The 301-nt window shown below is 45.8% G+C and carries 2 tRNA genes; both read left to right on the top strand.

The window, feature by feature from the left end:
• Positions 1-30: 30 nt before the first annotated feature.
• A tRNA-Ala gene (locus AB4405_RS23820) sits at positions 31-106 on the top strand.
• A gap of 41 nt (positions 107-147) precedes the next feature.
• Positions 148-223, top strand: a tRNA-Val gene (locus AB4405_RS23825).
• Positions 224-301: the final 78 nt, after the last annotated feature.

The following is a 301-nucleotide window of genomic DNA, read 5'->3' on the forward strand; positions in this document are numbered from 1 at the left end:
ATCCTGCACGACCCACCATTTCAAGATCTCGGGGCTATAGCTCAGCTGGGAGAGCGCCTGCCTTGCACGCAGGAGGTCTGCGGTTCGATCCCGCATAGCTCCACCATCTTTAAATATTCTCATCCACATGAGAATTAAAACTAATGTGGGCGATTAGCTCAGTTGGGAGAGCACCTCCCTTACAAGGAGGGGGTCACTGGTTCGAGCCCGGTATCGCCCACCATCTTTAAACGCATTTATAAAGTGTATTTAAAAATGGTTTAATTAGTTTTAACTAAGTAAACACATGCTCTTTAACAAT

Origin of the sequence: Vibrio sp. 10N.261.51.F12 (assembly GCF_041471725.1) — a bacterium.
Taxonomy (GTDB): Bacteria; Pseudomonadota; Gammaproteobacteria; order Enterobacterales; family Vibrionaceae; genus Vibrio.